Here is a 10,160-nt window from a genome sequence, read left to right on the forward strand (position 1 = left end):
ACTGCAACAGCGCCTGTACCATTAGCATGAGCACCATTGACCGCAGTTTCACCACCCGAGCCATTTGCAACTGCAGCAGGAGACGCAATCACCGCCCAAGCCCCTTCGGAAAATCCCAATAATGCCGCACTCAACGCGGTCAGCCTGAATAAGGTTTTCAGACGACCTTCCTCTGAGGCGCGCACATCTCCTTCAGCACCTTCGCTGCTTGATTTGACACGTCCCTTCGCCAATTCGGAAGTAACGACGAAAGAGCCGATGGTACGGTTCCATACAACTTTGAAAATCTTATTCATAACAATCTCTCTTGGTTGGATTTATTAAAAAATATCAGATTGAATTCAAGCATATACAATCAAAATAAGACGTACTCCCCGCACTGCCCCGCCGCTGAATCTTCTTCTTCAGGCACACGCGGATTTTATGAGGCAGGCATTCATTTATTTTGTTTATATATTATTGAAATCCAATCAAGCTGACGTTAATTGTCACTTAGATACAATTTTTAGAACATACCTATATCTTGGGAAATAGTGTTTTAAGCTAATTAACCTTACCGTTTATTTAGAAAAAGTTCCGATAATCCATAACTTTGCTTTTAAAATTAACATTTATTTACTAAACAATATAGAACTATGACCTTTATCCTGCAATTACCATGCCAAAGATGGCATATCTGATTCATGCTTTCAGACTTCCATAAAGCATTTATACTAAAATGAAAAAATGCCGTAAGCGAATTTTGAAAAAAGGCCGTCTGAAAATAAACTGCAACAAGATCATAGACATCACTCTCCCTGTTATAGTGGATTAACTTTAAACCAGTACGGCGTTGCCTCGCCTTAGCTCAAAGAGAACGATTCTCTAAGGTGCTGAAGCACCAAGTGAATCGGTTCCGTACTATCTGTACTGTCTGCGGCTTCGTCGCCTTGTCCTGATTTAAAGTTAATCCACTATATTTCACGCTATATCACAACCGCCCATTTTTTCCGATTGGATTAATAAGCAACAAAACCGCCATTGCGACAAAAAGGTCGTCTGAAACCTAAATTTTGGGTTTCAGACGACCTTTTTGCTTAGTGGATTTATCCGCCCGCCGTCATGCTTTTCTCTATTAAATTAACGGCAGGAAATGCGTTGTTTTATTTCAATTTGCTGTTTTTCAATGATTTGGATAATGTCGGCGGCTGCAATGTTTCGACGGCGATGTCTTTGGGGTGCGCCGCGATAAAGGATTTGGTCGCGCGCATGATTGCCTGTATGCGTGGGTCGTTCCAGCGGACGATTTGATGGTTTTCATCGCGCTTGTCCGACCAGATAATCACGCCGTCCATATATTTGCTGCTGATTTCGAGCATTTTCTGCCAGCGTTCGGCATCGATAAATTGTTTGAAATACGGGCTGTTGCTCGCGGAATAATATTGCGGCCAGAGGTAGCCGATGATTTTTTTGTCGGGATAGCGCTTTCTAATCTCGGCAACGGTGGTTTGGACATCTTTTTCCCATTGCGCCAAATCGGGCGTGGTGATGTAGAACACGGGATTGGCATAGTCGCTGATGGCTGCGCTCATCTGACGGCGTTTGCTGAACTGCCGCCATTTTGCCAACACTGCCTCGTTGTTCGCCTGAGCTTGGTAGTAGCGGATGGCGTGCAGGTGTTCATCGGGCAAGCCGTAGTTGCTGATGTAGGCACGGGGATTTTCTTCTTTGAAAATCCGGTACATACGGGCAAAATCGGTTTTAAGTTCCTGAGGCGTGAGGATTTGTCCGTCTTTTTCGGCAAACCAGGTTTCGATATCGGTGGAAATGGTGCGATAGCCTTCGCGATAGGATTGGCGCGCCAATTCGCGGATGCGTTTTTCGTTCAATACGCCGTGTTTGCGCTTGCCGGCAGGGTCGGGCATCACCAGCTCGGATTCGTAAATCAGGAATACTTTGGACAATTTGTCGGCGGTCAGGTCGGGTTTGCCGACGTAGTCCATGCGGTCGTAAATGATAAAGTCTTTGCCGAAGGCAAGCGTGGAGGCGGTGGCAAGGAAGAGTAGGGATGCGGCGCGGATAAATGGTTTCATTGGGTTTTCTTTTTGGTGAAGGTCGGGGCTTGCTGTTTCGGCAATGCGAGGAGGACTTGATATATAGTGGATTAACTTTAAACCAGTACGGCGTTGCCTCGCCTTAGCTCAAAGAGAACGATTCTCTAAGGTGCTGAAGCACCAAGTGAATCGGTTCCGTACTATCTGTACTGTCTGCGGCTTCGTCGCCTTGTCCTGATTTAAATTTAATCCACTATAAATTAATGGGAAAGGTCGCGGCAAACAAGGCGGAAGGGGTAAAAACAAGTCAAAGGTCGTCTGAAAAGGGTAAGCGGCGTTTTCAGACGACCTTTTTGGCGGCTGGCGGCGGTTTGTCTCTGTTCCATCCTGCCGCTTTGCTATAAAATCGAAACCCTCTTCAACCCGAAATCCAAATCAGGAAAATCATGATGGAAGCAGCCGGACAACACAACGTCGATGCGGACGAAATCGCTAAATTCAGCCAAATTGCGGATAAATGGTGGGATAAAAACGGCGAGTTCAAACCTTTGCACGACATCAATCCGCTGCGCTTGGGCTATATAGACTCGTTCGCGCAATTGGCGGGCAAGCGTGTTTTGGATGTCGGCTGCGGCGGCGGGATTTTGTCGGAAAGCATGGCAACACGCGGCGCGGCGCACGTTATCGGCATCGATATGGCGGAAAAGTCGTTGCAAACCGCCCAAGCCCATGCTGCTGCCGAAGGGGTGGACAATATCGATTACCGCTGCATCCGCGTCGAAGACCTTGCTGCCGAACAGCCGCACAGTTTCGATGTTGTAACCTGTATGGAAATGATGGAACACGTTCCCGATCCCGCCGCCATCGTCAAAGCCTGTTCGGAGCTAGTGAAGCCTGACGGTATGGTGTTTTTCTCCACCATCAACCGCAACCCTAAATCTTATCTCCATCTGATTGTCGGTGCGGAATATGTGTTGAACTTTGTTCCCAAAGGGACGCACGATTGGCAAAAATTCATCACGCCCGCCGAGCTGGCGCGGATGTGCAGGCAGGCAGGTTTGGACGTTATCGACACCAAAGGCATGACCTACAATCTTTTGACCCGCCGCTATTCTTTATGCGACTCGACAGAAGTGAATTATATGATTGCCTGCCGCCCGGTTTAAAGTTGCCTGTCCGAATCATGATAAGAGGTCGTCTGAAACTTACGTTTAGGAACGTTTCAGACGACCTCTTTTCAACTTCTCACCAATGCAGCTTGCCCGCTTCTCTAATTCAATTTTTTGAAACGGACTTCCCGCAAATAAAGACCGCTGTTTCCAAACAAACGGAAATCCAGCTTTAAAACGGGAGCGCCCTGACAAAACCCAAAAACCAAATCGCATCGATAGATTCATATTCACTCGAGACTATCAAAAGATATCAACACCCTACCCCTTTTGAATCCTTCAAAAACTACGCTCTACATTGTACAGATACAAATATAGAAACGAAAAAGCCTGCTTAAAGCAGGCTTTTTATCGATTATTTATCAGGATTGTGCTGACGGCGCAAAATCGCAGGAATTTCAAAATCATCTAAAACAGACTGATTGCCGAAATCTGCCGCAGTCAGATTCATGGAGCGAATACCGCGGTTGGTTCTTACCAAACTTTCTACACTACCCGGTTGTTGAACATGGGAATCATCGACTCCGCTAACCAGTTTTTGTGCGCGGACAGCCGCACGCATTTGGTTTTCGCTGCCGTTCTCTTTCAAACCGGTCGCAATAATGGTTACGCGGATAGCGTCTTCGCCCATGTTGTCATCTTCGGCAGTACCGTATTTGCATTCTGCTTCAGGATGCGCATTCTCGTTAACCACTTTCATGATTTCACGATATTCGGACATTTTCAGGCAATCCGGAGCGGTAGTGATATTGACCAATACGCCGCGCGCGCCATCCAGAGTCACATTATCCAGCAACGGGCTGGAAATCGCTTGTTCGGTTGCCAAACGGGCGCGGTCGATGCCTTGGGAAAAACCGGAACCCATCATGGCGATACCTTTGATGCCCATTACGTTTTTAACGTCGGCGAAGTCAAGGTTGATGAAACCGGGACGGGTAACTACTTCGGAAATACCGGCTACGGCATCACGCAGGACGTTGTCCGCCGCACGGAACGCTTCACGCATGGTCACGTCTTCACCCAATGCAGTCATCAGTTTGTCGTTCGGGATGATAATCAATGAATCTACTTGACCTTTAAGCTGCTCCAAACCTTCTTGGGCAATGTGTACGCGTTTGCCTTCGTAGCCGAACGGACGGGTAACGACTGCAACGGTCAGAATACCCATTTCTTTGGCAATCTCGGCAACCACAGGAGCCGCACCGGTACCGGTACCGCCCCCCATACCGGTGGTGATGAACAACATATTCGCGCCGCGAATAGCATCTTCGATGGCTTCGCGATCTTCTTGTGCCGCAGCACGGCCGATTTCAGGATTGGCACCCGCACCCAAACCACGGGTCAGATTAGTACCCAATTGGATGCGCTTGGCTGCGTTATTTTTACCCAAAGATTGTGCATCAGTATTGGCACTAATAAATTCAACACCTTGGATGGTGTTGGCAATCATGTTGTTAATAGCGTTGCAACCGCCGCCACCCAAGCCGATTACTTTGATGACCGCAGGGCTTGCGGCTGATTCAGCTACGTCGTAAACAAATTCCATTCAAATACTCCTGCGCGCCCTGCATCGAGGACGGTCCAAAAATTTAGATATTACCCGTATTATATAAGAAGTATTCCGACGCTGGCAAAATACTTCTTATTCATTCACCATTACCGTTATTTTTTTACTACATTTTTTAACGAAAGCACACAAGTTTTTAATTATTGCGATTGGAACTATTCCGACAGCAATTCATTTTCCCTGTAAGCAAGTAACGGAACAATCAGAAATTGTCTTTAAAGAATTTCATCAGTTTTGCCCACAGACTGATTTTTTCAGTCTGATCGTGAACCACAATCGCACCGGTCACCGGCGCGCCGTCTTCCTCTCCCCTTGCCGCCTGCAAAAGACCGATGGCGGTTGAATAGCGCGGATTGCGGATGCGTTCGGATACGCCGCCCATTTCCTGAGGTACGCCGATACGTGCAGGCAAGGCGAATACTTCTTCGGCAAGCTCAACGATGCCGGTCAGCATAGATGCGCCGCCAGTCAGAACGATGCCCGATGTGAGGACTTCTTCAGGGAAGCCGGAACGGCGCAATTCGTTAAGGGTCAACTCTAGGATTTCTTCGACGCGAGGACCGATGACGCTTGCCAAAACGCGGCGGGAAATCTGGCGGGGTTGGCGGTCGCCGACGCTGGGAACTTCGACCATTTCGTCCAAGCCGTCCATATCGGGAATCGCCACGCCGTAGTGGATTTTGATGTATTCGGCAGCGCTGTGCGGGGTGCGCAGTGCTTGTGCCAAATCTTTGGTAATCAAATCGCCCGCCACGGGAATCACGGCAGTATGGCGGATGGCGCCGTTGGTATAAACGGCAATATCGGTCGTACCGCCGCCGATGTCGATGACGCATACGCCCAAATCTTTTTCGTCTTCAGTCAAAACAGCCTGACCGCTCGCCAAAGGCTGAAGCATGATTTGGTCCATTTGCAAACCGCAACGATGGATACATTTTTGGATGTTTTGCAGGGCGGTATTGGCACCGGTAATGATATGTACGCGGGTATCGAGTCGAACGCCGCTCATACCGATAGGCTCTTTGACACCGGGCTGGTTGTCGATGATGTATTCTTGCACCACGGTATGCAGGATATTGTGATCCGGCGGGATATTGATGGCTTTAGCGGTTTCGATGGCGCGGTCAATGTCGGCTTGCGAAACTTCGCCGTCTTTGATTTTGACAACCCCTTGCGAATTCAAGCTGCGGATATGGTTACCCGCGATACCGGTCGTAACGTGGCTGATTTTGGTGTCTGCCATCAATTCGGCTTCATTGACTGCCTGCTGAATGGCTTGGGCCGTCGCGTCAATGTTGGTTACCATGCCTGCTTTAAGGCCGCGGGACGGTGCCTGTCCGAGTCCGACGATGTGGATTTCGTTGTCGTCTTGTACTTCGCCAATCAGGGCGATGACTTTGGATGTGCCGATATCGAGGGCACTGATATATTTACCTTGTTGTTCCATTATATTTGCTCGTTATTTCGCTGGAGTTATAACTATTTGTCTGTATTGGCAATAGTTTGCTTCACGCCGTTTGCTTGGCTTTAGTCGTCTGAAACACTTTCAGACGGCGTCTCTGATGTGTAACGCACGGAAAATCCGTCTTTATACCGCATATCAACGTAGGATAACCGATTTTGATTTTTACGCAACAGCGTCGGCCAAATTTCGGCGAAAAGTTGTAAGCGTTTGATTTCGTTTTCCCTTCCCAGTCTGACGGTAATCCCGTTATCCAAGACCACCAACCAGGCGGAGCGCGGCGTATAAATCAGTTCTTTAATCGCCAGATTTTGCCGGCGGAGTATGCCGGAAAATTCTTCGTAATGTTTGACCATGTCTTTGCCCGTACCCGGCTGTCCTTCAAAGATTGGCAGCTTGGCTTTGAGCTGGGCGTCAAACACATTGCCTTTGGAATCGACCAAACCGCCGCTGCGCCAATGGGCAACAGGCACGCGCTCGGTCAAATGGATTTCGACGGTATCGGGAAAGCGGCGGCGCACCATGGCGGAATCTACCCACGGCAGCTTTTGAAAGGCGGCCTGAATACCGTCCAAATCGGCACGGAAAATATTGCTGTGCGTGTGCTGTTGAGCGGCGCGCTGAAGTGCTTTCCCGTCCGAATAAGTCAGCTTGCCCTGTATGGACACTTGTTTGACGGGAAAATGATTGGAGTTGTATAGCCAGGCTATGCAGGTACCGATGAGCAGCAATGCCATCAGCAGCAACAGCCAGCGGGTCAGCCGACCCAGTGCGCTTGCGTCATCCCACATGTGCGGTTTTCAGAATTTCAATGCATAAATCGGCAAAATCCACACCAGTATGGGCGGCAGATTTCGGTACTAAACTGTGGCTCGTCATGCCGGGCAGCGTGTTGATTTCCAAGAGATAAAGTTTACCATCGGTATCTTTGAGGAAATCGACGCGCACGCAGCCCTCTGCCCCGATTGCCTGCGCCCCGCGGACGGACAGGGAACGCATCAGGTTTTCTTCAGCCTCGCTCAAGTCTTCGGACGGACATTGATAAACAGTGTCGTCACGGTTGTATTTGGCTTCGTAGTCGTAAAACTCGGTCGCAGGGATGATGTGTATGCTGGGCAGGCCCTTGCCGTTCAACACGGGGCAGGAATATTCGCCGCCGCCGATGAACCGCTCGGCAATGATTTCGCCTTGAAGGTGTTTCAATTCTTCGTAAACGCTTTTCAGACGACCTTTTTCTTTGACTTTCACAACACCGACGCTGCTGCCCTCCGCTGCCGGTTTGACGAACATGGGCAAGCCGAGTTGCTGTTCGACGGCATCGAAATCGGAATCTTCGTGCAAAACGGCAAACTCGGGAACGGGCAACCCCAAGGCTTGCCAAATCAGTTTGCAGCGGTATTTGTCCATGCCGATGGCTGAAGCGGCGACACCGCTGCCGGTATAAGGAATGCCCAACAATTCCAACGCGCCCTGAACGGCACCGTCTTCGCCGTAAGTACCGTGGAGGATATTAAAAGCAGTTTGGAAACCTTGGGTTTTCAATTCCGCCAAGGGCGTTTCTTTAGGATCGAAGGCGTGTGCGTCTATGCCTTTGCTTTTTAAGGCATTCAAAATGGCGGCACCGCTATCCAGCGAAATTTCGCGTTCGCTGGAAAAGCCGCCCATCAATACGGCTACTTTGCCAAAATTCTGCATTGTTTTTGTTCTTTCTTGATTACTTCATTTTTTGATACAGGTCGTCTGAAAACGAATCGGGTTTTCAGACGACCTTAATCTTGCTTGCCCACCCGATGGAACATCGCTTCATCGGGCGGCTATCGCGGCATCACGATAAAATTTCCGCCTCAGGCTTTTTTCGACAACTCCAGCATCGCAGCAGGTACACGGTTGATGCTGCCTGCGCCCATATTCAACACGATGTCGCCGTCCTGTAAAACGTTCAACAGCATTTCAGGCAAGTCGGCGACGTTTTCGCAGTAAATCGGCTCGAGTTTGCCCAATACGCGGATGGCGCGGGCAAGGGCGCGGGAGTCGGCGGCGGCAATCGGCTCTTCGCCGGCGGCATAAACTTCGGTCAACACCAGTGCGTCAACAGTATTGAGGACTTTGGTAAAGTCTTCAAACAAATCGCGCGTGCGGGTATATCGGTGCGGCTGGAAGGCGAGCACCAAACGTTTTTCCGGATACGCGCCGCGTGCGGCGGAGAGGGTCGCTGCCATTTCGACGGGATGGTGCCCGTAGTCGTCCACCAACAGCGCGGTTCCGCCGTTGGGCAGCTTGATGTCGCCGTATTTTTGGAAGCGGCGGCCGACGCCTTCGAAACCGAGCAAGCCGCGCTGAATCGCTTCGACGGATGCACCGACTTCCAGCGCCACACCGATGGCTGCCAAGGCATTGAGGACGTTGTGTCTGCCGGGCATATTCAACACGACTTCAAACGGCGCCTGCTCATGTCCTTTCATTTGGACATGAACGGTAAACTTCATTTGCGCGCCGACGCTTTCGATGTCGGTCGCGTAAATATCGGCGGTATCGTCCAAGCCGTAAGTCGCGTAGGGCTTGCTCACTTTGGGCAAAATCGCGCGGACGTGTTCGCTGTCGATACACAAAAATGCTTTGCCGTAGAATGGCATACGGTGGATAAAATCGACAAACGCCTGATGCAGTTTTTCGACGCTGTGTCCGTAGGTATCCATGTGGTCTTCGTCGATATTGGTGACGACGGACATAATCGGGGTCAAATGCAGAAAGGACGCATCGGACTCGTCGGCTTCGGCGACGATGTATTCGCCTTTGCCCAAACGGGCGTTGGTACCTGCGGCATTGAGTTTGCCACCGATAACGAAAGTGGGGTCGAGACCTGCCGCGCCGAGGATGGACGCCGTCAGGCTGGTGGTCGTGGTTTTGCCGTGCGTACCGGCAATGGCGATGCCGTCGCGGAAGCGCATCAGTTCCGCCAGCATCAGGGCGCGCGGAATGACGGGGATTTGCTGCTCCAGCGCAGCGACGACTTCGGGATTGTCTTTTTTGACGGCGGTAGAGGTAACGACGACATCCGCGCCGTTAACATGTTCGGCGGTATGACCGGGATAAACTTGAATACCCAAGCTGCTCAAATGCTCGGTAACCGCATTTCGCGCCTGATCCGAACCGGAAACTTTAAAGCCCAAATTGTGCAAGACTTCGGCGATACCGCTCATGCCGACGCCGCCGATACCGACAAAATGGATGTTGGTGACTCGATTTTTCATCATGATGTTGCGTTCCGGTGGATTTTCGATGCGTAAAGGCGTTATTTTAAAGGGCTATCCGCTTCTGCGCCATAGTTTTCTTGTAAATTAAAGATGTTTCGGCATACAGGATTTCACATTGGTGGCAATATGGGTAAAAAAGAGGTTTCGTTCAGCGGCGAATTACCCATTTTTAAACTCGACTTCAGCTACCAAAACACCAGCAAAAACAAAACATAAGGTCGTCTGAAAACCGCTTTCAGACGACCTGAAATCTTGCAGACGGGTTGATTTTGACAGTTTCAATAGCCTTATACCGAATCCAAGGGCTTGAGCATGATGCAACGGCGTACGCTGTAATAGGCTTCCCTGCGCAACCAAGGGAGACCGGCAAGCTGTTTTTCTTCTTCAGCGGCATCTTCTTGGTTGTCAACCATAAATTCCACGTTCATCGTAACATTGTCGGATTGGGCGTAGAAAAAGCGGATTAAATGATATTGTGCTTTGAGGTTTTGATGGCAGATGATGGTTTGCAGCGTGCTTTCCAGTGCTTCGGGGATGATGTTGCCGATTGTTTCCGTATCACCGCCGTCAGTGTCTTCGACCAAATTTTTCGTTACCCAGTCCCCCAAAATCGCTTGAAAACGATTGCCATTGCGTGCCGTCCAAATTTCGTGCGGACAATGGTTTTCATTGGGA

General features: G+C 49.9%; 10 protein-coding genes. 1 reads left to right on the plus strand and 9 read right to left on the minus strand.

The genetic code is table 11. The features are described from left to right. The 3 genes from HMPREF1051_RS14180 to HMPREF1051_RS15435 all read right to left on the minus strand — a co-directional run. Positions 1-296: ESPR domain-containing protein (locus HMPREF1051_RS14180; protein ID WP_003764616.1), on the minus strand; the 296-nt coding region annotated here is incomplete at its 3' end. Positions 297-1,142: 846 nt separating this feature from the next. After that, positions 1,143-2,072, minus strand: a complete 930-nt coding sequence (locus HMPREF1051_RS03730) for a hypothetical protein (protein WP_003764625.1) — start codon at positions 2,070-2,072, stop codon at positions 1,143-1,145. Between the two features lie 221 nt (positions 2,073-2,293). Next, complete coding sequence (locus tag HMPREF1051_RS15435; RefSeq protein WP_003764615.1) at positions 2,294-2,419, minus strand: hypothetical protein; 126 nt, start codon at positions 2,417-2,419, stop codon at positions 2,294-2,296. 60 nt (positions 2,420-2,479) lie between these two features. Here HMPREF1051_RS15435 and ubiG point away from each other — a divergent pair, with 60 nt between their 5' ends. Continuing rightward, positions 2,480-3,199: a bifunctional 2-polyprenyl-6-hydroxyphenol methylase/3-demethylubiquinol 3-O-methyltransferase UbiG gene (gene ubiG, locus HMPREF1051_RS03735; protein WP_003764617.1), complete on the plus strand. Its 720-nt coding sequence runs from the start codon at positions 2,480-2,482 to the stop codon at positions 3,197-3,199. A 358-nt stretch (positions 3,200-3,557) separates the two neighbouring features. Here the strand turns inward: ubiG and ftsZ are convergent, their stop codons facing one another. From ftsZ to HMPREF1051_RS03765, 6 genes are all read right to left on the minus strand, one after another. Next, positions 3,558-4,748, minus strand: a complete 1,191-nt coding sequence (gene ftsZ / locus HMPREF1051_RS03740; protein ID WP_003757229.1) for a cell division protein FtsZ — start codon at positions 4,746-4,748, stop codon at positions 3,558-3,560. A gap of 223 nt (positions 4,749-4,971) precedes the next feature. After that, on the minus strand, positions 4,972-6,216 hold the full coding sequence (gene ftsA / locus HMPREF1051_RS03745) for a cell division protein FtsA (protein ID WP_003757231.1): 1,245 nt from the start codon (positions 6,214-6,216) through the stop codon (positions 4,972-4,974). 80 nt (positions 6,217-6,296) lie between these two features. Continuing rightward, entirely contained in the window at positions 6,297-7,022 is a 726-nt protein-coding gene (locus HMPREF1051_RS03750; RefSeq protein WP_003764624.1) for a cell division protein FtsQ/DivIB, read from the minus strand. Next, positions 7,012-7,926 (minus strand): D-alanine--D-alanine ligase, encoded by a 915-nt coding sequence (locus tag HMPREF1051_RS03755; protein WP_003764621.1) that lies wholly within the window; start codon positions 7,924-7,926, stop codon positions 7,012-7,014. The genes HMPREF1051_RS03750 and HMPREF1051_RS03755 overlap by 11 nt, the downstream gene beginning before the upstream one ends. Positions 7,927-8,075: 149 nt before the next feature. Continuing rightward, positions 8,076-9,485: a UDP-N-acetylmuramate--L-alanine ligase gene (gene murC / locus HMPREF1051_RS03760; protein ID WP_003764619.1), complete on the minus strand. Its 1,410-nt coding sequence runs from the start codon at positions 9,483-9,485 to the stop codon at positions 8,076-8,078. A 287-nt stretch (positions 9,486-9,772) separates the two neighbouring features. Further along, a partial coding sequence (locus HMPREF1051_RS03765; protein ID WP_003764622.1) for a DUF6348 family protein occupies positions 9,773-10,160 on the minus strand: 388 nt, incomplete at its 5' end.

Source organism: Neisseria sicca VK64 (genome assembly GCF_000260655.1).
Lineage (GTDB): Bacteria > Pseudomonadota > Gammaproteobacteria > Burkholderiales > Neisseriaceae > Neisseria > Neisseria sicca_B.